The organism is Lactobacillus sp. UMNPBX17 (assembly GCF_002553735.1).
GTDB classification, from domain to species: Bacteria; Bacillota; Bacilli; order Lactobacillales; family Lactobacillaceae; genus Lactobacillus; species Lactobacillus gallinarum.
Genome location: NZ_PCYT01000178.1, coordinates 1 through 443, shown reverse-complemented (window position 1 = coordinate 443; position 443 = coordinate 1). Strand labels below are relative to the sequence as shown.

At 40.6% G+C, this 443-nt stretch carries 1 pseudogene; it reads left to right on the top strand.

The annotated features are described in order from the left end of the window. Positions 1–443, top strand: a pseudogene (locus tag CP368_RS10185) (RNA-guided endonuclease TnpB family protein); the annotation flags it as partial.

Here is a 443-nt window from a genome sequence, read left to right as displayed (position 1 = left end):
AATAGCGAACTATTGGCTAAGCCTAAGAATATCCGCGATACTTATAGCTTTTTACGCGTTAAAGAAATTGATAGCCTCGCTATTGCCAACGCTATTCAGAACTACCAGAAAGCTTGGAGCAACTATCGCAAGATTGGTCATGGAATCCCAACTTTCCATAAGAAACGCAGCGACTGGTCATATCAGACCAACTGTCAATATCCTAAGCAAAAAGAAGCTTTTCTTGATAACGGGACAGCTAGATTTATTGATGCTAAACATATTAAACTGCCTAAACTGGGTATCGTCCGCATTGCTGGTTTTAGAAGGCTAATCAAAGAGCGTTTGCTTAACCACATCCCAACTAGAATTGGCACAGTCACGATTAAAAAGACCGCTGACGAGCAATTCTACTTATCAATGCAATTAGGCAGCGATACTGCTTTTGTCAAGGAATTGCCTAA